We start from the raw sequence: 21,564 nt of genomic DNA on the forward strand, positions 1-21,564 counted from the left end.
TCGTTGGCCGATCCAGTCTCCACTTGCCCAAACCAAACAGCGCTCGACGTCGTACTCATCGCAAGCTCGAAGGAAGCGATCGAGCGGTCGCGCGAATTACTGATTGAGACGAGACCGTTGCTCAATCCCTATAGCGCAGAGCATTGCACCGTGAATTCCGTCTCGATAACCGAGGTTTGTGGGGAATGGCACGTCCTCGTCCAGGAGGACGGGAAAGAAAGCGCCCGCACCTTTGTGAGCGAGCAATATGCTCTGAACTATGCTGAAGGCCAAAGGCTGCGACTGCATCTCGACAAGGTGACGCGGATCTAGTCGCCGGCCGGTTTCTCTTCCACTGACTTGGGATCCAGGTCGCCCAATAGCACCTTAGCTTCGCGAACCAGCGAAGCCCAATCGGACTCGGGGCAGCGCAACATGTTCATTCGCCGTTAGCCCGCCGCTGGTGTGCCCCTTGTCGCGGGCGTCCTGAGTTCTGCTCTTCCTCGGTTCTCGGCGCAGGGGTCCAAGCAGCCTCCAATGTCGCATTTGGTGCCGCCACAGGGGCCACCGCAGCCGCGGCGAACTCAAGCCCTCAGGCCGGCAACGCACTTGGTTATTTTGTGGACTCTCTTTTCCGCCCCACGGATGCAGGCACAGTAGCAAACCCCAATGGCGAGGATAATGGTGCCGCGGTAGGGCAAGCAACACGTATACTCACTGTGAGCGCGGTGAGTGGCCAAGTCTCCGCCGACGACAAAGCCTACCTCGCGCGCCTGGTAGCCGCGCGGACGGGGCTGTCACAGGCTGACGCCACGAAGCGTGTTGATGCGGTCTTGGGGAACATCGAGGACGCGAAAAACAAAGCCAAGGCCGCCGCCGACGAGGCACGCAAGGCGAGCGCAACATCAGCATTGATTGGCGCATTGGCGCTGGTGATTGGAGCGTTCATCGCAAGTGCGGCAGCCGCCCTTGGAGGCCGTCAGCGGGATGATGAAGAAGCTCTCTTCGCGAGACGTTGAGTTCGCGAGCGGGCCACCTGCCCGCTGACCAAGCTCCAGCGGGCTCTTCGTAGCTCGGAACCTAAACCCCAGTAAAAGTGCATTGTTTAGCGACAAAGAAACCCTGATTGTTGAAGTGAGTTTGCTGGTAGCGGTGCCTGTGTCAATCGGCTTGGCCGTTCTTTCGGCCATTCTGTTTTAATGAACGCGCGGCACCGATTTCCTGCATCATGGATTGCCAGTATATGCCCGAGCAAGCGCATCATGACGTCATCTCTGTCGCCGAGATGGTGCAAAACCGGTTCGCCGATGCAAGGTCGCTCCGCATCAACAGCAACGAAATCGAGGAAGATACCGGCGTATCAGGCCGTGCTTGAAGCATCCACCAACAAGGCGGCCGCACAGATTGATGGAGTTTGGGTCAACCTGCCTGGGGATTTGGACCGGCGGAACGATGACGTGAAGGTTTCCGCCCGGTCCGCATCTTCAAGGCATTCCGGAAAGCCTCCGCTCCCACTTCGCAGCCATGTCTCGAAGGGCCGTTGGAGCTGATGACGATCTTAGCCTGCCCGATTGTTAGACCGTATTTCTGGGCAAGCTCAACTGGTTTGTACGTATCGTTCCAGCTCTCGATCGGTTTGGTCATTTGCACTCCCTGGCGATAGGTCTTAGTCGCGCTCAACGTTCGTGGGACGTGGAGGTTCAACGGCAGGAGCGAAGTCCTTGCATTCGGGGAGGAGACGGACGCTGCGCCTCCAAAGAAGCGGCGCGAACGACTTTGTGTCGGGAGGCCTCCGGCTTACGGATACCTGAAGAGATTGCAGGGATGCGATAAGTTCCCCAGTAGCCCGGCCTCTCTGCAACCCAGATTGTAGGAACAGGCCGGCTAGTCAGCCGTCTTAGGCGGGATTTGAAATCGATAGATTATACCGCGCTCGTTGTCTGTCACTCTGACCCATTTCTCGTCGGCGCCGGCTTCCCAATTTTCCGTTACAACAGCGTCGCTGATCACGCGGGCGACGGCCTCTTCAGGCGTCTCCGCAGTAATCTCGCCGCTTGTGGTCGGCAAATCGCCGGCCATCTCTTCGACGAAAAAGCTTTTGGACACGTGGTCCCTCCCTTGTTGGAGCTCGGTGGCTTGTCCCGTCTCCTTGGCATTGGCAACGGGCTTTTTCGCTCATGAAATAATCCGCAACGTCCTGCCTTAGAGCTATCTACGCAGCTGCCGTTTCCGACCTCTGGCCGTCTCCGCTAAGAACGGCCGGCGCCTTCGTAGGGTGAATTGCCTGAAAGCAGGCGCCGGGCCGAGATCCTGGGGAGTTAACCGGTGGCGGTTCTGTAAAAGAAACCCCGCTTTCGCGGGGTTCTTTCGTCAGTGGACTGCCTTCTTTTTGGCGGCCGCCTTGCGCTGCCCTGACTTACCCTTTGAGGCAGAGTCTTTCGAGTGGGCTGACATCGCCGGTGCGGCACCGGCTTTCTTGGCAGCGGACGCTTTAACAGCGGCTTTCTTCGGAGCTGCATTCTTCGGCGCAGCGGCCTTTCTTGCACGCCCCTTTTTCGGCTCTTCCTTCGATGAGAAGATGCCGGTGATGCTTTCAATGATGGACATTGGCTGGCCTCCGTTGAATTCGACAAACAATGCCGAGCGCCCAGAAATTGTTCCATGGGGCGGTACTGACGTCGCCTCATTGGCCAGGCGGTTCGGGCCGGGCCAGCCCTGCCTTCATTGGGAACTGCTCAAGATCATCTATTGCAGCGAATGCCGCGCCGCTGGCCGCGATGATCGGAACTTGCAGTTCACAAAAATGCTCTGACGCCGGAGCGGCGGAAGGGCTGGACGCCTTACCCAAATAGGCGACTTTCCGCTCTTACAGAAGCGGGCGGCTTGGCTTCCTCGGTTCCGGCAGGCTGTTACAGGGATTTGCGGCCAACGCGGCTAAGCGCCAGTCCTTTTGGCACATCTCCCTTGCCAGTGACTCATTGCGATCATCATCAGCGGTCGCTCGACCTTTCTTCGCGGCAAGCAGATAGTCAGCTCTGTTCGTGCGGTAGTCTTCTTTTTTTGCAGTCATCGTTTCCTCCCGGATTCCGCAGGCATTGCCCTCCTTCTGGCCTGACGGCGGAACACACTAGCTGCCGATATATCGCGGGAGTCCACCAATTGAGGATTGTGTAGAACGATATATCCGGGGCAGCGGCTCAATCATAGGCAATTGGCTGCGTAGCCAATGAAGCTGATATGCCGCCGATCTTGCTCCAACACGCTGCCGGCTACTTTTCGTCCGCTACGGAACCTTTCCGCCCACAACTGCTTCCCTGTGATTGCTGGGAGGATGATCAATGGCAAATCTGGGCAGATTGGCTGTGGCCATATTAGGCGTGCTCGCCTACCAAAATCGCGACAAAATCGGCGAATTGCTGCGCGGGAGTCGCGATCCGAACAATCCGCAGGGCGGCATACTGGACCAACTATCCAAAGGCGTTTCCGGTACAGCGCTTGGCGATATCGTCGAGCGATTCAGGAATGCGGGAGCCGGGTCTAAGGTGGATTCCTGGGTCAGCCCCGGCCCGAACCAACCCATCGAGCCGAAAGAGGTCGAGACGGCGATCGACGATGAAACGCTGACTTCGCTTTCAATGCAGACGGGCTTGTCCCGGGATGAACTGATCGCCAGGATAACGCGTGATTTGCCTGAGGCGATCAACAAGTTGACTCCGAATGGCGAAATGCCCGCTGCAGGCTCGGAGGACATTACTCTTCTTGATCGGGTGCCGCCACGTACCGGGGCCTAGTCGGCCATTAGTCGAGGTGTGTCGTCCGAACTGCCTCCGCCACAGCGCACAGCCGCCCGCCAGGCGCCAAGCAGTGCTCACCAGAAGGGCGATGGCCATGTACTAGGGGTCGCCCGGTATTCAAACCAGAACAACGTGTCAAGAAGGAAATCGACAGCGCCGTAGCAGCCTGAGGGCGATTAGGCTGGAACACGAGGCGCATCTCGTAGTTCGGTGTCGGGCGGCCGATCCAACGTCCCTCAGATCGGCTCTCCATTCCTAGTGCCATGTCAGGCCCACCACTGTGCTCCGGTGGTGGGCTTTTCATTACAAAAAGGGCCACTTTTGTCTGCATTCGACGGGCGACGCCATAAGCTGACCATCCGCTTTCGGCCCCTTTGCAGACATCGATCGCTCGACGGGCCGGCTAGCACTTCCCGATGTAGAACCCACCCGTCGGCTTGTCGTTTCATCCAGATCAAGGCCTGGGACATGGAGTCGACCTGGTCGTCGTGCCTGCCGTTCGGAAAGGCAAGCACCTCAAGGATAAAGTCGTCCTTCCAGTGCGCGTCTTTCGGCAGGTAGACGCTGCCATTTTCAATCATCGCTGCTGCGCGGATCAAACGGGACTCTTTGTCGATCCGAGCTTTTACCGGGGTGGTGGCGATGGCTTGGCTATCCAGATCCGCGATCAGGCTCGAACCTGAGCCTGCATCTTCGATCAGGACGATGTCCGGGTTGTGCTCATCGATGGATTGGCGGACGACCTTGACGAGGTCGGGGTAAGACGCTCGAATACGGACGAGGTCAAGGAGGTAGTACTTGGTATCGTCTTTCGCCCAGGTCGAGCCGACCGAATAGTCGCAACTCGGTCGCCCTTCAGAGCGGTATCCCAGCTCTGCACGATCGTCATTGAACGACGATCGAACTGAGCCAGGTCGTAGTAGCGAAACCAAGCGCGTTTGACGAGGTTGCCATCCGCCGGGGCAGGGGACTGCTGGTATTGGGCGGAAAAGGTGAACGACCCGAGATCGCGCTTAAGCCTGTCAAGCTCAGGCATTCCGAGCCGAGCGGGATGGAGCAGGTCACCGATCTTGCGCTCCTGCCAGCGACTTGCGCTCATTGGAATTCGGGCGTCCTCGTCGGCAATTGCGGAGAGATTGAGGTGATCCCAGCCGCCCGCCTCCAAAAGGACACCCGCCAGATCGTCGACATGGAGACGCTGCATGACATGGATAACGGCGCCGGTGGCCGGGTTGTCGAAGCGCGACATCAAAGTCGTTCAGACCCATTCAGCGCACTTGTTGCGCGTCGTTTCGGAATGTGCATCCTCCGCCTTCAGGGGATCGTCGATGATGATGATGTCGCCGCCGCGGCCAGTCAGCTGACCGCCGTTGCGTCGAGGCGCGCAACTCGGCACAGCTCGCTTTCCAGCGTTGGAGATATTGGCCGGCTGGAACAGCTGTGCGCTCTGGCCAGCAGTTGAATGCGCCAAGCGCCTCGACACTGTCCGGAGCCTGATGGTACTGGGCAAGAATGGTCAGGGACTGGCTTGGGCGAACGGCGCTGCGGTTGTCGGAGAACCATGCTGCAGAATCGCGGGCGAGCCCCTGGCTGTCGGCGAGCCTGCTATAGCGTATGATGATATCCTCGCGATATCCGGCAATGGCGTCGCCGAAAGCGTTGTCGCCGGCAAAGGGCAGGTCCGTCTTCCAGCTTTTTGCAAAAAGTCCCAGACCACGCGGCGAGAAGGCCTCCACCATCGCCTCCTTGAGCCACTGGCAAGGAGGTGCCGGCTTGGCGTCCGCCTGCCAGTTGTTGGATGTCACATGGCTGAGTTCATGGCCGAACTGGTAGGCAAGCTTCGACCAGTCCCGCTCGCCGATGTCGACGATGATCCATGCCATGCTGTTCCCATCAGGATGCAGCCATATGGAGGGCGGACCGGCGGTATGCTCCTCGACGCGGAGCTTTGTCGGTTGACGATCGGAGACGAGGCGGACACCGTCAAGACATGCATGGCGCATGCGCTCAAGGATCTAATCGGCGGAACGAGGGATCATGCGGCCCCAGTCGCCGGCGAGTTCGATAGGGGCGGAGAGGAGGGTACCAATGGTCGGCGATGAAATTCGCTGCAGCATCGGAGCGTCATTCCTGTCTGACCCAACGCGCAGGCGAGCCAGTGCGCCGGTTCGGGCCAGACCAGCCATGCCTTCATGGGACTTGCTCAAGATCATCCTTTGCAGCGAATGTCAGACCGACCGGCTGTGACGATCGGAATCTTCAGCTTACAAACCGCGCTATGACGCCGGAGCAGCGCAAGCGTTGGATGACTTGTCCGTAAGCGGCCCGACAATCTTGCCGTTTGGGTGTGCGGGTATGACTGCCGGGCCTTGAGCCTGCCGTTGTGAGCCAGCCGGCTCCGTCAGCCATGTATCAGCATTTGCTAATGTTTACAACGCATGGCGTCGGGGTGACGCCGGAAAATGAGCGCCCGAAGGATCTCAGCAGGGGCGACCCGGCACGAAAAGCTTGAGCGCTGGAGGCAGAAGCCTACGCCTGCCAATCTGTCTAATACATACATGAGCCGCTGGTCGAAGGCTCGACTTCGACGAAGATAGGCGCCAAACGACCTTTTCAGCCCGAGCAGCGTGAAGCCCTTCGGCAGCCCAGCGAGCTTGCACTGCATTCCGCCTGACGAGGGACCGTCAAGTCAGGCGTAGACCTGCCTAAGAGAGGACTTACCGGTTTCCGAAACTGGCAGCGGGAAAGCCTCGACCTGTCCCCCGGTCTTGTCCAGGTACTGCATCAAAGCTGTGACCAGATGGTAGAAGATGCTCGCGGGGACCTCCGTCGCTACTGACCTTCCGCGCTCATCAATCCTGTCGATCCATAAGCCAAGTGGTGCGGGATCGATATGCCATCTGAAGAGCCGGGCAACGCGCGCTTCGATCTCGGGTTTCAAGTCAGGCCCGCCAATACCATCAAGCGCAACTGCCGCCTTGATCGCCTCGCACTGCGGCCAGCTTCGCGAAAGACGGTCGAGGGGCAGTCCGTGGCGCGAGACGGCTGCATAGGCCAGACCCGTGGCCCGGTTCAAACCGCTGGCAACCGCCGACGAATAGAGCTTTCTCGCAAACGCAACTAAGTCCTTCTGGCCGCTCGCCCGCGCGAAATCGACGAGGAGGGAGGCCCATTCGAAATGGTGGCCTGGTTCGGTCCACTGTCCCTCGTCTCCCGGCAACGGCAGCCAATCGACGTCGAAGCGTTCTCCAAGTGTCCAGCTCTCCTGGTCGAAGAAATGGCATCGAAAGAGATCGATGACGCGTGCCGCGCGACGCAGGTATGCGCGGTCGCCCGTGACGCCATGCCAGGCAAGGAAGGATTCCAGCATGTGCATGTGAGGGTTCGAGAGCCGCACCCCGCTCCAGACGGGGCTCTCGAGGAAGCCGTTCAGGCTGGCGTCCTCGAGATGCGTGTCGATGAAATGAAATGTCTCTTGTGCAAGCCGTAGGGCATCCTGGTGGCCGCATCGATGAGCATGGGCAAGCGCCAGCAGCACACAGGCTTGGTCGTAGGCATCCTCCGCCGGATCAGCCACGCCGCCGTCGCATTTTAGGGTGCGTACCCAGCCGCCACGGTCGGTACGACCGCATTTCGCGATGAAGTCGATCCCGTGGTTGAGAAGTTTGTCGGCGGGCCCAGGCCAACCGCGTTCCTTGGCCACCGCGAAAGCGTAGATCTGACGTGCCATTGTCCGCATGCGTTTGGGCTTGCGTAGCGGCCTCGCATCAAAACCGAGCGACTCATGAAATCCGCCATACACATCGTCGACCCCTGCAGTGGACCATACCGGCAGTGTTTCGTCGAAAAGCCAGTGCTCGACGCGCTTGCGCCATGACCCACTGACGATGACCCGGTCTTCCGACGCCGTGAACTTGGTTTCGAGTCGTCCGCTCTTCTCCAACTGCTCGACAACCTTCTTGACGTTCTGGCTGTGGCTGACGGGGGCAACAAATACCGCGTCCGGTGTTGCCACCACCGCCACATCCTTCATTCCGACGACGGTCAGCAGCCTGCCCTGGCTTCGAAGGTAGGACCTGCTGCAGTCCATCGCGACGACATCTCCCCTCACAACGTTGCCGTCGCTGTCGACAGGGCTGGCTTCGAGCAGCGATTGCCACGATCCAAGATCATTCCAGCGGAAGGAGGCCGTAACCATCGCGATGTCGTGGGCACGCTCCATGACGGCGTAGTCGATCGAACTCGACGGGACAGCTGAGTAGAAGCTCTGTGGTAGGTAGATGCCTGAAACGTCGGTCCGTGCGGTCTTATAGGCCCGTTCGGCGCTGTCCCAGATATCTGGCCGGAACTCAAGAAATGCCTGCCGCATCGTGTCCGCTCGAAACAGGAACAGGCCGGCGTTCCAATAGAACCTCCCCGAAGACGCATATTGGCGAGCTGTCTCGGCATCGGGCTTCTCGACAAAGCGCGCAACGGCGGCCACGCCGTCAGCATTTGCCGCAACCTCGATGTAGCCGTACCCGGTTTCCGGATGTGTCGGCTTGATGCCGAATTGACAAGGCGTCCTGACTCGGCCACAGGCCGGCCCATCTCGACGGTTTCCCAGAATTGCGCCTCGGTTGATATCTCATGATCGGAGGGGACCACGAGCACAAGCGCGTCGGAGCCATGCTCGAAGATCGTCTGCAGGGTTGCTATGGCGACTGCCGCGGCGGTGTTGCGGCCAACTGGCTCGAAAATCGGTCTGCCGCCGTCCTATCCGAGTGGACTGATGTCGGAGATGACGCGATCGGCATGCCGCTCGGACGCTATCAGGTAGATTGGGGTCTCACCTTCGGACCGGGCCTTGAGACGCCGAACGGTCTTCGCAAGCATGGATCCGTCGCCGGAAATGTCGTGGAATTGCTTGGGATTGTCTTCGCGCGAGAGCGGCCATAGCCGTGAACCAACGCCCCCGCTCATGACAAAACACACGATCCGGCCCGGCATGGTCCAGTTCCTCTCAGAATGTTTGGCTGTAGGCGCCGACTTCTGGATTGCGGCGCAGGGCCATGGCATGGAGCTCGGCAGCACGCCTTTTGATGCAGGAGTGCCCGGTCCTCCAGTAGTCGCTCATGGAATTATTTTGCGCGAGAGCCGGGTCCGTCATGAACAGCCCCGTCGGCGTCACGTCCATGACGAACGTAGATTTCGGATCCAGCGCGGAGATGTTCCGCGCCAGCATGACGCCAAACTTGTCTGCGAAAATCTCGCGGCCTCCATCGACGTCGCAATCGCGGTCGCCGTCGTCATCGAAGCCGAGCCCCATGCCGAGCGCCTGTACCACCATCAAATTGAACTCGGGCTCTTTCTCGGAGCCTGGATGCCCCAACCACCAACACGTGTCGCATTCCCGGAAGCCAGTGGCCTTGACGAGAGCGCTGGTTTCGAAGGCGAATATGTTCGACTTGGCTTGACCGACTAGGTTGAGCGTCACGTTTCCATCCGCAATTGCGCACGGAACGATCCTAGCACGCTGTGTAGCCTAAGCTCTCTTCATGAATTGGGGTAGTCCGAATGCCCCGGTCTGCCCCCATCCTATTGAAGCACCCCTGCGACGGCCGCAAGGATGTCTCGTGCGCTTTCTTAACGGTCTCGCAGCGCTTCGTGTTTGTATTTCGCCAGCGGCGAGAGAAAGTAGCCAATGATACTGCGCGCGCCAGTCTTGATCTCGATCGTCACCGCCATGCCCGGACTGAGCTTGACGAGCTTGTCGTCCACCTGCATGTACGCACGGTCAAGCGAAACGCGCGCGGCATATTCCAGTTCCTGACCCCTCGGCTCACTGTCGCTCTGCTCTGCGCCCGATGCGCGGTCGTTCGAACCGCTCTGCCTCTCGCGAGGTATGGCGTCCGGTGACACGCTGAGCACTTCTCCATGAAGAAGCCCGTAGCGGGTGAAGTTGAATGTGTCGACCTTGATTTCCGTCTTCTGTCCCGGGTGGACGAATCCGATATCTCGGTTGGAGAGCATGGCCTCGATTTCGAGATGGCTCTCGCTCGGAACCACCACGGCCAGCGGCTGAGCAGGCGTGACCACGCCTCCTATCGTGTGAACGGCGAGTTGTTGTACGACGCCGTCGACCGGCGCGGTCAATCGTTGGAACTTCGTGCGCTGCTCTGCCTTGGTCTCCTCCTGCTCGGCACTCTCAACCCTTTGGTCGGCTTTCGCGAGTGCGTCATAGGTCGCGCGCCGATACTCCGCGACGGTCTTTTCTCTCGTTTCCCTTAGCACCGCGATGGCTGCATCGGCTTCGCGCAGCCGGCTCTGCTGCAGGTTGAGATCCTGCTGAAGGCCGACCAACTCCTGATACTCGGAGAGATAGTCGACCTTCGAAGCAAGCGCGTTGTCGACGAGCTTTTTGCGAATATCGACTCGCTCCTGCAGCACCGGTGTCGTCGCCTGGAGCTTCGCGACGCTCGCCAAGGTCGTTGATCGTTCCGCTTCTCTCTGATTCTGCTGGCGCTCGATCTCCGCGAGCTTGGCGTTCTGTTCGGCGACCTGACTGATCAGAAACTGACGATGCATCTCGATGTCCACTGCGCTCGCGCCCTGCGGCGGCCGGAAGGCCGCAAGTGGATCCTCGGCGAGCGCGGCGCGCAGCCGGGCGACGTCGAGTTCGGCCGAAAGGAGATCACTTCTCTGGCGCTGCTGGTCGGCTTCCGTCATGGTCGGGTCGAGCTCGATCAGCACGTCACCGGCTTTCACGTTCTGTCCATCGCGTATATTGATGGCGCGGACAATGCCCGTCTCGAACGGCTGAATCAGCTTGGTGCGCCCGTCTGGCACGATCTTGCCCGTCGCCGTTGCGACGATATCGATGCTGCCTAACGACGCCCAAATCAGCGTGACGCAGAAGACTGCGACGATACTCGCCGCGATCGCGCGACCGATCGGCGACGGTGGCGTTTCGGTGATTTCGAGCGCTGCCGGCAGGAACGCTACTTCGTGCTCGTGGCGGCGAACTTGGGCTCTCGGAAATGGGACGATGTTTCGGCTAGCGGACTTCATGGATGCCAGCCTGCAGATAGTGGAGGTTTGCGTAACGCCCGTTCGAGCGGATCAGGTCATCATGGGTACCATCCTCGACGATACGGCCATGCTCTATCGTGATGATCCGGTTCGCGTGGCGCACGGTCGAGAGCCGATGAGCGATGACGAAGACGGTTCGGCCTGCAGAGATTCGTTTCATGTTCTGCTGAATGGCGCGCTCGCTTTCGTAGTCCAGGGCGCTGGTCGCCTCATCGAGGATAAGGATGCGCGGATCGGCAATGAGTGCCCGAGCGATTGCGACACGCTGGCGCTGCCCGCCGGAAAGACTGCTGCCGCGTTCGCCCACGATGGTGTCATATCCCTCCGGCAGCTCGAGGATGAAGTCGTGAGCGCCGGCCAGCGATGCCGCTGCAATGACGCGGTCCATCGGCATAGCCGGATCAGCGAGCGCGATGTTCTCGCGAATGGATCGGTTGAAGAGCACGTTCTCTTGCAAGACGACACCTATCTGGCGTCGAAGCCAGGTTAGGTCGACCATCGCCAGATCGACGCCATCGACCAGCACGCGTCCGCTCTCCGGCACATAGAGCCGCTGTATCAGCTTGGCGACGGTGCTCTTGCCTGACCCCGAGGAGCCCACGATGCCGATAACCTGACCGGGCTCGACGCTGAACGAGACATCGTGCAGCACCTCGGGGCCGTCGACCCGGTAGCGGAAAGTCGCATGCTCGAATGTCACCTGCCCGCGGATTGCCGGCAATGCGGCGCGGCCAGGATTGAAGCTTGGCTCGGGAATGGTGTTGAGGATATCGCCAAGGCGATCGATCGACAGGCGGGCCTGATGGAAATCCTGCCAGATCTGCGCGAGCCGCAGCACCGGCATGCTCACGCGCCCGGCCAGCATATTGAATGCGACGAGCTCGCCGACGGTCAGGTCGCCGCCGATCACGAGCTTGGCGCCGAAGTAAAGGGTTGCGGCGACGACCAGCTTGTTGATCATCTGCACCGCCTGGCTCGCAGTATTGTTCAGGCTGAGCACGCGGAAGCTTGCGGTCACATAGGCGGCGAGCTGCTCCTCCCAGCGGCGCTGCATCTGCGGCTCGACCGCCATGGCCTTCAGCGTCTCGACGCCCGTCACGGTCTCGACCAGAAAAGCTTGATTCTCCGAGCCGCGATCGAACTTCTCATCGAGGCGCCGGCGAAACAGCGGCGCAGCTCCCGCAGAAATGCCGATGTAGAATGGGAACGACGACAGGACGATCAGAGTCAACGGAGTTGTGTAATAGAACATCACCGCAAGGAAAACGACGGTGAAGACGAGATCAATGACAAGCGTGAGCGCCGAGCTCGTCAGGAACTGCCGGATATTCTCGAGCTCGCGGACGCGTGCGACTGAATCCCCGACGCGGCGTGTCTGGAAATATGCGATCGGCAACGCCATCAGGTGACGAAACAGCCGGGCGCCGAGCTCGACGTCGATGCGGTTCGTCGTGTGCGCGAACAGATAGACGCGCAGCGTGCCGAGAACAGTTTCGAAAACGGTCAGCGCGATAAGGCCCGCGACCAGGACGTCGAGCGTGCTCATGCTTCGATGCACGAGCACCTTGTCGATGACCACCTGGAAGAACAGGGGCGAGATGAGGGCAAAGACCTGAAGGAAGAATGACGCGATCAGCACTTCGCCGAGAAGATGGCGGTATTTGTGGACCGCGCCGAGAAACCAGCCGATGTCAAACCGCCGGGACAGGTCCGTAAGGGCAGCGCGCCGGGTCATCAGGATGATATCGCCGTCCCAGATGGACTCAAGTTCGGCCTGGCTCATTGTAATGGGTTGCGGCGACGATGGGCGCTGAACGAGGAGCTTGTCGCCGACGACTTTGCCAAGGATCAGGAATCCACCGTCCCGAAGCACGGCGATTCCCGGCAGCGGAGTAACCGCAAGCCGATTCCAGCTCGTCCTCTGTGCCCGAGCCTTGAGTCCGAAATCTTTTGCACAGCGCAGCACTTCGGTAACGCCCACTCGCGCCGCGCCCATGCGATGCCGAATTTGGTCCGGCTCGGCCGCGATGCCATGGCAACGCAGCAATATCGCCAAGGCGACGAGCCTTGGGTCATCGCCGCACTCAGACGCAGTGCCCGCCGTCTGGGCGGCCTCATCGCGTCGATCGGCGAAACGAACACGCATCAAGGTACCGCTGGCGCGCCGTACCAGATCACGCCCACGGCCAATAAGGGCATGGAGCGCCCGCTGCGCGACGTTCTGTGATCCAGCCAAGATCAAACGGCCGTCCCACATTGCTTCGAATTCCGCTCGCGTGATCAGCTTCGCATTTGAAGAGGGTGGATGCAGCACAACCGCGCCTTTGTCGCTGACCTTTCCGAGAAGCAGAAATCCACCATCATGCAGTGAAGCGATGCCGGGCAACCGGATATCCGCAAGTTGTTTCCACTGTGTCTTGCGCGAACCGACCTTGAGCCCGAACTCGCGGGCGCAACGAAGCATCGCGCGGATGCCGATTGCACCGCCGCCGCCACAGCGATCGCGGATCTGGTCGGGCTTAACGTTCACGCCGTGAAAGCGAAGGAACAGAGCCAGGGCTCGAAGTCCAAAGTCTGCGGCGTGGGCATTCTCGTTCTGCATCGCCATTCTGGCTTAACCCTTCGCGGATACGCGTCCGCGTTCTTTCGATGTTCCTTCTCAGATTCACAAACTTGACGGTGCCGCACCCAGGCGCTGGAGCCCCTGGGTGCGGAGGCGATCAATGTTGCGGTCTGGTCAGGTACGAGTCGTGATTCCAGTTGGTTCCATTCGACAAGGACGCCACGATCTGACCGTGATCGACGTGGCCAGAGTTGCCGGCTAGGTACTGGTTCAGCAGCGCAAAACTCTGGCTTGCGAGGGACGCTCTACTCGTGCCGGACGCAAGCGGATGATCTGCCATAGTAATGTTTTGCGACGCCAAGGTCTTAGCGGTGCCGGCGACCAAGTCCCTGTGCTCGTTCAGCCAAGCAAAGCGCCGGGTTGACCAGGACGCTAGCGACCTAGCGGGAGCATGCTCATGATCCGTCTGGGCGATCACCCGCGGCGAGGTCGTGGTGGCGGCAGGCCGAGGATCCGTTACGGCGATGGTCTGCGGCGAGGCTGTCGAGACGGCGCCTGTGGCCGGATCCTTCGCCGTTGCCGTCAGCGTGAGTGTCGCAACCGGATGAGCCGCGCCCCTGTAGTTCGATTGCAGCGTCAATCCGCTGTCGACCTGCGCGGCCGTCAAGGTGATACTCTTGCCACTGAACGTCTTGCCATCGAGTTTGTCGGTGATCGTCTCGTACTTCGGCAAGCCCGTCAACGTCACGGTCACGAGATCGTTGGGGTCGGTCGTTGTCACCTTGACCCCGAGGTCGACCGTACCGCCCAGCCCGCTCACGTTGAGCGTTGGGTCGGCGATGGTGAGGACCGGCGCGATCACTGACGGGGTGGTCGGGGTCGTTGGGGTGATTGGAGTTGTCGAGGCGGGTGGGGTAGGTGCTGTCGTCGGGGTCGTTGTCGTCATTGGAGTCGTCGGGGCGGTTGGGGTAGGTGCTGTCGTCGGGGTCGTTGGGCTGGTTGGCGCAGCCGTCGGGGGCTGGGTCGATGACGTCGACGGAGCGACGTTGCCACCCGTAACGGTGTCGCCGCTGCCCGCCTTCTGATAAAGCTGAACCTCGTCGATCTGCATCTGCATCGACGAAGGGGTCGAACTATCCAGAGCCGTATGCCATCCGGACGCGTTCGAATTCGCGACCGAATTGCTCATGATCAATTGCATCGGTTCATCCGGGATCGCGACCTGTGCGCTGGTCACTTGCGCCATTTGTTTCCCGTCCAGATACCAGGTGATCGATTCACCAGGCACCCAGTTGATGCCGTAGGTGTGGAAGCCGCCCGTGAGGTTGATGCCGCTGTCGATGGTGTCGCCGACCCACCCTGACGGTCCGTGGAGGTGCCAGGAGAAATTGTTGTCCGCCGGCCCAGAACCGGTAAATCCACCCTCCTGTATATCGAGCTCGAAATTGTCGCCGCTGCTGCCCGCGCCGTCGCCGGGCATCAGCCAGAGGCCTGGCCATGCGCCTCCGCCGCTCGGCGCCTTCATGCTGATCTGAAGGTAGCCGCCGTTGAATTCGAAGTTGCCGTAGCTGCTGACGGCGCCGGACGTGATCGGGAATGTCTGTGCCACCCCACCCTGATTTATGCCGCTGATGGGCTGTTTGATCGCCGTGAGATCCAAGGTCCCGTTGCTCACCGACACCTGGCTCGGCATTTCATAGTCGGCATTATATGGGCCGCCCGGCGTGCTTCCTCCCGACCCATTGCTATTCCAGGCCCAGCCGTTGGCGGCATTGCTGGTGATATAGGTATGCCAATCGCTGTCGAGCGCCGTGCCGGAGAAGTTTTCCTCATAGACGAGGTCGCTCGAGGCAAAGCCTGTTGGTGCGGAAAGAGTCATTCCGTGATCCTTCTTGGGCGTTGAAAAAAATTCACTGCCGCGCATCGCCAAAGTGCGTGAGACGTCGCACGCGCAGCTAGGCAACGCGAACTGATTTGAAACTCGTAGCTGGGCTACGAGAACTGATTTCAAACTCGCATAGGCAACGCGACTGATTACAAAGGAGGGGAGATTTGGGTGTCTTCGCCCCAGACACTGATGTCGAGCGGGCTCAACGTTGATTTCACCATCGAAGACGAGTCTTGTCGACGGGAATGCTTGTCAGGTTCTCGCCCCTGAACCCGTGTACGGTGTCGCTGCCAACGCGCACAAGGCTTTCAACGATTTGAGCCGCAGCCGAATTGAAGTCGACCGCATGTCTCCCGGCGGGCGCGCCGCCGAGCTTGCTATTAAGTATAAGCACAGTAGTCCCTTAGTTCATTGCGTCTTTTTTGTTCTCATTCCGCCCGCACCCCTAAGTAAACACAGGCATTTCCGCATTTAAACTTGCTCAGACACCGTCTTGTACCTGCGTAAATTATTCGAAGACGATGTATATGACACAGGCGACCATACTACGATTTGCGGCGAGAATGAGGCTCGGCGGGTGATTGTTAACACATTCCTAATGTAACTTATTAACACGTTCTAATATGGAAAGTGATCAACGGACCGCGCCGGGGCACCCTTCCAGATGGCCTGCCACGATCGTATCTTCGGTTGAAATGTTGCGGTCGCTTTGGGTGCCCGGTGGCTCGCGCGGGTCGTTCGCATTTGAGGTCGTCGAAAGGGATGGGTGGGATGTCTTGCGATGGCGCATCGCTGACGAGCCTTCGAGCCTGTTGTCGCACCCGGCCGGATGTTCGACCACCATTTGCGCGCCGATGTGCTTGGCCGAGCTCAGCCGTTAAGGCGTTGACCACGTTCCAGTCTCTATAAATGTCACTGCGTCACGTCGCTAGCCACGCAGCCGCAATGCCCGCGTCATCCGCTGGGGTATCGTGATAGAGCACGGTCTCTACAGCGCCGCGCAGCCGTTCAATCGCAATGCCAAAGTGCCTGAATCGGGATCATATTATCAAGATCTGAGCAGCGCCAAGACGCGCAACCGCATCCAAGGGGAGAGTGCGAATGCTTGGGTACCTTGTTGAAATGGCTGGAGCGTGGCGCCACGGCGCGCATGCGCTTCGTCGCCGCGGGACGGCTCCGCGGATTGTCAGATTTGAACCGCGCAACGAGTCGCCAAAGCTCCACTTCGTGGCCATCTGCTAACAGCCTGGCCTGCTCTTTCGCCGCAACGTCGTCTACGCAGGTAAGGTTGATGCCGCCCTTGAACTGGCCGCGGTCGTCCAGAACGTAGAGCCGATAATGCTGCATCGCTTGTTCTCGATCAGGATTGCCAGCTCGTCTCGGAGCCAGCTGGATTTGCATTGAAGCCGCCAGCAGCGCTGCGCCGCTCTCGCCGATCGCTCCACTTTTGTGTACCCGCAAGACAAAGACGCTGCATGACGACATGCCCGAACATGGAATGTATGTCCTCCGCAATTTGCATGTCATTCACATTGACCCAAACCACATGTTGGGCGATCTGCCTGAGCGTTCCTCCGCCATATCCGCAAAGCCCTAGCGTAACTGCGGCATGATCATTGGCGTATCGAACGGCACGCAGAACGTTTTCCGAGTTTCCGCTTCCCGAAATCGCGACGACCAAGTCGCCTTCGTTCAGAATGTTCTTTAGCTGCTCCACGAACACATCCTGGAAAGAAACATCGTTCGCGTATGCAAACGTAAGGCCTACATTGTCGATCAGCGTCCGACCACGAAACGGGCGCTTCGTGGAGAGATAGATGCTCTTGTTCCAGTCGGTGATGAAATGCAGTGCCGTGAGCGAACTGCCACCATTTCCAAGCGTGATTATCTGCTTGCCATCCTCCTGGGCCTGCGCGACCAAGGCCACTGCATTATCGATGCTTGCGTGGTCCAATGAAGCCAGGACGATCTCGAGTTTCTTGAGATAGGCTTGAGCACTGCCGCCAAAATTTTTTATTGGGCGGGCTCCGATGTCGGTTGATTGAGTACTGCCGCCAAAATGCTTCATTGGGTGGACTCCGATGTCGGTTGATAGTGAACGATGCGGCTCCCGGCGAAGTCGAACTTGACAGGGAAGTGCTTTAGATCCCCGAGGGCCGCTTTGATTGCGTCGTGGCGATCGAGAGGTGCGAAGAACATGAGAAAACCTCCTGCACCTGCTCCCAGCAGCTTACCGCCCGTGGCACCCGCCCGCATCGCGGTCTGGTACCAGTGATCGATTGCATCGTTCGTGATTTCCTCGGAGAGGCTCTTTTTTAAGAGCCAGTTCTCGTGGAGGATTTCGCCGAAGGCGTCGAGGTTGCATCGATGCAGTTCATCACGAAGCTGATAGGTGAGCCCGACCATCCGCCTGAGCGCTTTGCGCTTGTCCGGAGCTCTTGCGATGCACTCCGACTGTCGCACGAGAATGTCCGAAGCACTGCGCGTAATGCCGGTGTAGAACATGAGTACTTGCTTCTCGATCGAGGCGATGAAATCACGCGGGCATATGAGCGGTGACACCGAGACGCTGTCATCGGAGTGAAACTCGATGAGATTCAATCCGCCGAAGGCGGCGGCGTATTGATCCTGCCTTCCAATGGGCGCGCCACAAAGTTCGATCTCGATGCAACAACTATCGGCACCGAGCTTTGCCTTGGAGACATATTGCCCCCGAAACGCGTTCAGCGCGTGCAGAAGGCCAACCGTAAAAGCGCTCGATGATCCAAGTCCGGTTCCCTTGGACGGAATATCGGCAATGGTCGTTATCTCAACGCCCCCGCATATCCCAAGGTATCCCATCGTGGCCTTGACTATCGGATGCTGGATATCCTCAACGCTATCGACCTCTTCCGTTTTTGAATAAGCGATTCGAGTGCCGTTATCGAACTTGCGGTTCACATTCACGTAGACGTACTTGTCGATAGCAACGCTTAGGACGGCGCCGCCTTCCTCCCGATAGAAGGCAGGCAGATCGCTGCCACCTCCCACGAAGCTCACTCGAAGCGGGGTCTGACTGATGATCATCCGACCGCCTCAATCGGCTCGATCACCCGCAATCGGACACACTGGTTGGCGCTCGCCCGCGATGCCAAAACGATTGGTGTCTCGTCCTCCTGACGGGAACTATAGATACGCGCTGCAGCCTCACGATCCACGCCTCGACGCGAGTATTCCCGCGTTACTCGGTGCCTCCTCAGTTCCTCATCGATATCAACGAAGAATGTGTGTGCACGACCGGGCGGAACCAAGTCGGACAGCGAAAGAGCGACGGCTCCTTCCACGACCAGGACGGTTTCCGGAGAAATGCTTATCTTTTCCGATCTTGGATGCGATACGCGGCTCAGCTTTTCGTAATAGGGCAGATCGAGCGTCTCGCGAGAACGAACGCCCACCAGGCGGCTTACAACCTTCCTGATCTCGTTCATGTCGTAGCGACCCATCACCGTTGCTTCGCGATCGGCGGCGGACCGTATCCAGCGATCAAGGGCAACGACTTGCGCATCAAAGCCGCGGCCGCGAAGTACCTCGGCGATAGCGCTGGAAAGGACGCTCTTTCCGCTTCGGGAGAGCCCTGCCACGAAACACACGTCACCCGGCTCCACATGCGCGATCAGATCGGATGCCGTGTCCACCAAGGTCGGATGAACGGTGAGAATGAACGTGGCAGCCTCGAACAAGTCCGGGACGGTATAGTCGGGCATGACATGATATTTGCTGTCCAGCCCGCCCGCGCCCGTCTCGACCAGGATCGATCTGATGCCGGACCGTTTTGCGAGTGCGATGTCGGTAGAGGAATCGCCGATGACCCAGGATTGTCTGCGATCGATATTGAACGCCTCGACCGCCTGGTCGACCAACCCGGTGGCGGGCTTGCGGCATTCACAGTGGACCTTTAGTGCTTCCACCTCACCGGCAAAGCCGCGATCTGGATGATGCGGGCAGTAATAAATGGCATCGACAAAAGCCCCGCGGCGGCCAAGCTCGGTCTCCATCTTGTCATGGATCCTCCGCAAGTCTCGTACAGAGCAATCTCCTCTCGCCACAACGGGTTGGTTTGTGACGACGATTGTGCGGTATTCGGCCTGGTTGAAACAGGCGATCGCGGCCGCGGCCCCCTTGATCAGCTCGAAGCGTTCGGGACGATCGATGTGCCCATCGTCGACATTGATGCAGCCGTCCCTGTCCAAAAATACTGCTTTCTGCGGAGAAGCGAGTGAAGCTCGGGCTATGCGGCCGGAGGCAAGGTCGGCGCAGACCTTGTCAAGTCTCGCCGGGGTTCCCGCGTCTTTTATGTACTCAGGGCTGCTATAGCTTCTGATCTCCGCGCCCGCCCGAAGCATTTCAGGAAAGAGATCCTTGCCAAAATCGAGCGGAGTTGCCGCGGCGCGCCACGGCAACAATGCTTGTCTTCGAATGTAGTAAAGAGCTGCGCTGACTTTGTTGGGATAAAAGCAACCGGGATCGTGTGGATATGGATGGAACGCGGTAACCACGCCATCTTCCGACGTTTCGATCAGATCGGAATCATGCGGGTGATCATTCGGATGGGTGAAAACAGTTGCGGCTGCTGCCTCGTGTTTTTCATGGAAGCACTTGAAGCGGGTGAGATCGACGTCGAGCATCGTGTCGCCGTAGATCGTGAGGAAGTCCTCGTCGAGCAGATCCAAAACGGACAGAACCGCCCCGGCAGTCCCGCGAGGCGCGCCGTCATCTACGCACCGAACTTCGATCCCCCAATTCCCGCGCTGATTGCAGAATTCCACGATTTGCTCGGCTGCGTGGTTCACCAGGATCAAGATCCTCTCGATCCCGTGTTGCTTGGCGAGGAGGATCTGATGCTCGAGAAGTGGCTTGCCACCAATGTTGGCCAGCGACTTGGGCAGATCACCGATCCGGCTCCTGAGCCGTGTCCCCAGACCACCGGCAAGTACAACGGCCTGCATCATGGATGTCCTTCCTGCCGCACGATTTCCACGACGGCTTTTCGGACAGCCTCGGCCGATCCAAGCTGGGGCCGCCAACCGAGCGCACGGAGCTTTGCCACGTCATAGGAAAACCGGGGAACATCGCCCGTCCAACCGCGATCTTCAAATCCGTATTCGATACCCGCGCCCGGTGCGACAGCCTCGACAGTGGTTTCCGCTATGAAGCTGACGGTTACCCCTTTGTCCTCGGGGCCGATATTGTAGCAGCCAAGCCGCTCGGATGCGTTTGCACGCAGGTAGACGACTGCATCGATGAGATCATTGACGTGAAGATAGGCCTTCCGTTGGCGGCCCGATCCCAAAACGTTCAGCTTGTTTGGTGTGATCTTCAGCTTTCTGACGAAATCCACAATGACGCCGTGTGTTGCCGGAACGCCGACCACGTTCGGAAAGCGAAAGATCAAGGCTCGCTCCAACCAGTTCTCGACGGCTGCGCTGATGAGCGCTTCCGATGCGAGCTTCATGGCGCCATAGTTGGAAATCGGCAGCAGCGGCCCGACATCCTCTCTGATCGGAGCCTCCCCCAAATCGCCGTACACGGCTGAGCTGGATGCAAAAGCAAGGAACGGAACTCCCGCCTGCCTCATTGCGTCCAACACGTTGAACGTCGTTAGAAAGGTATCGCGCAGATCGACAGAGGGATCTGAGATTCCTGCAGGAATGTCCGAATTGGCAGCCATGTGCCAGACTTCGGAAATCGGAATGCGACTGTGACAGTTCATAAAGCGGCTTCTCACCGCAGCCGCGTCTGAGAGATCCACTTTCTCAAAAATGAACCTCTCATGCGTAAGAAGCTCGTTCAGGTTTTCCCGAGAACCTCGCGACAGGTTGTCAAAGCCAAAGACCGGATATCCACGATCAATAAAAATCCTTGCAAGCCTGCTTCCTACAAAGCCGGCCACTCCCGATATGAAGATGGCGCGCGGTTCAACCAATCGGATTGCCCCTTGCCTTTTGTGCGCAAGCTTTCGCGCCAAAGTCTTCCGGATTCTGCAATGACTTCCGTTTGCGAGCCTTCACCGCTGGACAGCCGCGAGTTCGACCGGGGCTCGGCATTAAGCTCTGCGCCCGTCTTTGAGGTCATGCGTCTCTTGCGTCTCTGTGAATCATTGCATGGTTTTCTTCGATCCGCGATTATTCCTCGGGGGTAGCCCCATTTTGCTGATCCGGACTGAATCGCATCGCGCCCGCTGTGGGGCGACGCTGCTGCGGATTCTGGCGGTCGTGCCGGCCGCACAATCT

Annotated in this window: 17 protein-coding genes and 2 pseudogenes; 4 read left to right on the plus strand and 15 right to left on the minus strand. The window is 59.2% G+C overall.

From position 1 onward, the window contains the following. The first annotated feature begins 3 nt into the window (after window positions 1-3). From EJ068_RS20505 to EJ068_RS20515, 3 genes are all read left to right on the plus strand, one after another. Window positions 4-312, plus strand: a complete 309-nt coding sequence (locus EJ068_RS20505) for a hypothetical protein (protein ID WP_126079503.1) — start codon at window positions 4-6, stop codon at window positions 310-312. 395 nt (window positions 313-707) lie between these two features. Then, window positions 708-998, plus strand: coding sequence for a hypothetical protein (locus EJ068_RS33890; protein ID WP_189341886.1), 291 nt, complete (start codon window positions 708-710; stop codon window positions 996-998). A gap of 224 nt (window positions 999-1,222) precedes the next feature. Further along, on the plus strand, window positions 1,223-1,354 hold the full coding sequence (locus EJ068_RS20515; protein WP_127249886.1) for a DUF768 domain-containing protein: 132 nt from the start codon (window positions 1,223-1,225) through the stop codon (window positions 1,352-1,354). 509 nt (window positions 1,355-1,863) lie between these two features. Here the strand turns inward: EJ068_RS20515 and EJ068_RS20520 are convergent. The 3 genes from EJ068_RS20520 to EJ068_RS20530 all read right to left on the minus strand — a co-directional run bounded on the left by EJ068_RS20520 (window position 1,864) and on the right by EJ068_RS20530 (window position 3,049). Next, on the minus strand, window positions 1,864-2,085 hold the full coding sequence (locus EJ068_RS20520; protein ID WP_127249885.1) for a hypothetical protein: 222 nt from the start codon (window positions 2,083-2,085) through the stop codon (window positions 1,864-1,866). Window positions 2,086-2,349: 264 nt separating this feature from the next. Further along, window positions 2,350-2,586 (minus strand): hypothetical protein, encoded by a 237-nt coding sequence (locus EJ068_RS20525; RefSeq protein WP_127249884.1) that lies wholly within the window; start codon window positions 2,584-2,586, stop codon window positions 2,350-2,352. Between the two features lie 259 nt (window positions 2,587-2,845). Continuing rightward, window positions 2,846-3,049, minus strand: a complete 204-nt coding sequence (locus EJ068_RS20530; RefSeq protein WP_126079499.1) for a hypothetical protein — start codon at window positions 3,047-3,049, stop codon at window positions 2,846-2,848. A gap of 268 nt (window positions 3,050-3,317) precedes the next feature. Here EJ068_RS20530 and EJ068_RS20535 point away from each other — a divergent pair, with 268 nt between their 5' ends. Next, entirely contained in the window at window positions 3,318-3,770 is a 453-nt protein-coding gene (locus EJ068_RS20535; protein ID WP_126079498.1) for a YidB family protein, read from the plus strand. A 269-nt stretch (window positions 3,771-4,039) separates the two neighbouring features. Here the strand turns inward: EJ068_RS20535 and terL are convergent, their stop codons facing one another. From terL to EJ068_RS20595, 12 genes and pseudogenes are all read right to left on the minus strand, one after another. Next, window positions 4,040-4,705, minus strand: coding sequence for a phage terminase large subunit (gene terL / locus EJ068_RS20540; protein ID WP_189341887.1), 666 nt, complete (start codon window positions 4,703-4,705; stop codon window positions 4,040-4,042). 336 nt (window positions 4,706-5,041) lie between these two features. Then, entirely contained in the window at window positions 5,042-5,656 is a 615-nt protein-coding gene (locus EJ068_RS20545; RefSeq protein WP_245463174.1) for a hypothetical protein, read from the minus strand. Between the two features lie 806 nt (window positions 5,657-6,462). Continuing rightward, a pseudogene (locus tag EJ068_RS20550) lies at window positions 6,463-8,762 on the minus strand (mannose-1-phosphate guanylyltransferase/mannose-6-phosphate isomerase). Between the two features lie 58 nt (window positions 8,763-8,820). Further along, window positions 8,821-9,081, minus strand: a pseudogene (locus tag EJ068_RS33400) (phosphomannomutase/phosphoglucomutase); the annotation flags it as partial. 317 nt (window positions 9,082-9,398) lie between these two features. After that, entirely contained in the window at window positions 9,399-10,823 is a 1,425-nt protein-coding gene (locus tag EJ068_RS20560) for an HlyD family type I secretion periplasmic adaptor subunit (protein WP_126079495.1), read from the minus strand. Continuing rightward, the gene (locus EJ068_RS20565; protein ID WP_189342592.1) at window positions 10,810-13,452 is read right to left on the minus strand and encodes a type I secretion system permease/ATPase; all 2,643 of its coding nucleotides are present in this window, start codon (window positions 13,450-13,452) and stop codon (window positions 10,810-10,812) included. Before EJ068_RS20565 ends, EJ068_RS20560 begins: the two co-directional genes overlap by 14 nt. A 112-nt stretch (window positions 13,453-13,564) precedes the next feature. Next, entirely contained in the window at window positions 13,565-15,331 is a 1,767-nt protein-coding gene (locus EJ068_RS20570; protein ID WP_127385974.1) for a glycoside hydrolase family 16 protein, read from the minus strand. Between the two features lie 972 nt (window positions 15,332-16,303). Continuing rightward, window positions 16,304-16,696, minus strand: coding sequence for a hypothetical protein (locus EJ068_RS20575; RefSeq protein ID WP_127251833.1), 393 nt, complete (start codon window positions 16,694-16,696; stop codon window positions 16,304-16,306). After that, window positions 16,656-17,363 (minus strand): SIS domain-containing protein, encoded by a 708-nt coding sequence (locus EJ068_RS20580; protein WP_127385972.1) that lies wholly within the window; start codon window positions 17,361-17,363, stop codon window positions 16,656-16,658. The genes EJ068_RS20575 and EJ068_RS20580 overlap by 41 nt, the downstream gene beginning before the upstream one ends. Beyond that, window positions 17,360-18,361, minus strand: coding sequence for a GHMP kinase (locus EJ068_RS20585; RefSeq protein WP_127251835.1), 1,002 nt, complete (start codon window positions 18,359-18,361; stop codon window positions 17,360-17,362). The genes EJ068_RS20580 and EJ068_RS20585 overlap by 4 nt, the downstream gene beginning before the upstream one ends. Continuing rightward, entirely contained in the window at window positions 18,358-20,283 is a 1,926-nt protein-coding gene (locus tag EJ068_RS20590) for an HAD-IIIA family hydrolase (protein WP_127251836.1), read from the minus strand. The genes EJ068_RS20585 and EJ068_RS20590 overlap by 4 nt, the downstream gene beginning before the upstream one ends. Then, complete coding sequence (locus EJ068_RS20595; RefSeq protein WP_210212014.1) at window positions 20,280-21,257, minus strand: NAD-dependent epimerase/dehydratase family protein; 978 nt, start codon at window positions 21,255-21,257, stop codon at window positions 20,280-20,282. Before EJ068_RS20595 ends, EJ068_RS20590 begins: the two co-directional genes overlap by 4 nt. Window positions 21,258-21,564 lie beyond the last annotated feature (307 nt).

The sequence above is a fragment of the Mesorhizobium sp. M2A.F.Ca.ET.043.02.1.1 genome (assembly GCF_003952405.1).
Taxonomy (GTDB): Bacteria; Pseudomonadota; Alphaproteobacteria; order Rhizobiales; family Rhizobiaceae; genus Mesorhizobium.

What these genes read in the sequence shown, in the direction of transcription:
- EJ068_RS20515 (WP_127249886.1), top strand. Translation starts at nt 1,223, where the DNA reads ATGCCCGAGCAAGCGCATCATGACGTCATCTCTGTCGCCGAGATGGTG.
- EJ068_RS20525 (WP_127249884.1), bottom strand. Translation starts at nt 2,586, where the DNA reads ATGTCCATCATTGAAAGCATCACCGGCATCTTCTCATCGAAGGAAGAG.
- EJ068_RS20530 (WP_126079499.1), bottom strand. Translation starts at nt 3,049, where the DNA reads ATGACTGCAAAAAAAGAAGACTACCGCACGAACAGAGCTGACTATCTG.
- EJ068_RS20535 (WP_126079498.1), top strand. Translation starts at nt 3,318, where the DNA reads ATGGCAAATCTGGGCAGATTGGCTGTGGCCATATTAGGCGTGCTCGCC.
- EJ068_RS20545 (WP_245463174.1), bottom strand. Translation starts at nt 5,656, where the DNA reads ATGGCATGGATCATCGTCGACATCGGCGAGCGGGACTGGTCGAAGCTT.
- EJ068_RS20560 (WP_126079495.1), bottom strand. Translation starts at nt 10,823, where the DNA reads ATGAAGTCCGCTAGCCGAAACATCGTCCCATTTCCGAGAGCCCAAGTT.
- EJ068_RS20565 (WP_189342592.1), bottom strand. Translation starts at nt 13,452, where the DNA reads ATGGCGATGCAGAACGAGAATGCCCACGCCGCAGACTTTGGACTTCGA.
- EJ068_RS20570 (WP_127385974.1), bottom strand. Translation starts at nt 15,331, where the DNA reads ATGCGCGGCAGTGAATTTTTTTCAACGCCCAAGAAGGATCACGGAATG.
- EJ068_RS20575 (WP_127251833.1), bottom strand. Translation starts at nt 16,696, where the DNA reads ATGCAAATCCAGCTGGCTCCGAGACGAGCTGGCAATCCTGATCGAGAA.
- EJ068_RS20580 (WP_127385972.1), bottom strand. Translation starts at nt 17,363, where the DNA reads ATGAAGCATTTTGGCGGCAGTACTCAATCAACCGACATCGGAGCCCGC.
- EJ068_RS20585 (WP_127251835.1), bottom strand. Translation starts at nt 18,361, where the DNA reads ATGATCATCAGTCAGACCCCGCTTCGAGTGAGCTTCGTGGGAGGTGGC.
- EJ068_RS20590 (WP_127251836.1), bottom strand. Translation starts at nt 20,283, where the DNA reads ATGATGCAGGCCGTTGTACTTGCCGGTGGTCTGGGGACACGGCTCAGG.